General features: G+C 67.9%; 1 protein-coding gene. It reads right to left on the reverse strand.

The window, feature by feature from the left end:
• On the reverse strand, positions 1-421 hold a 421-nt coding region (locus AC1DGW_RS16890), incomplete at both ends, for a hypothetical protein (protein WP_478025209.1).

The raw sequence follows: 421 nt of genomic DNA on the forward strand, positions 1-421 counted from the left end.
ACCGTGCCGGCGTCCAGCTGCAGCGCGCCGTTGGTGGCAATGATGCCGTCGGCATTGTCCAACGCGTTGCGCACCTGCACGCGCAGGTCATCCGTGCCGGCTGCGATCAGCTGTCCGCCGGCGGTGGTCAGGTTGCCGGTGGTGACGGCGATGCGCTGGGCGACCGCCGTACCGTTGGTCAGATCCGTCGTTTCGCCGCGAAGATCCAATGCGCCATTGCTGGCGATCGTGCCGCGATAACCATTAAGAGTGCCGGCCTGGATCGACAGCATGCCGTCGCCGGCGTGCTCGATGCGCCCCTCCGTGTTGTCGAGCGTGGTGACGTCCAGACTCAGGTCGCCGCCGCTGGCGAGCAGGCCATCAGCGCTGTTGTCCAGCAGGCCGTCCACCGTCACCTGCAGCGTGGACGTGCCGGCCGCCT

The organism is Stenotrophomonas sp. 05N423, from assembly GCF_056397145.1.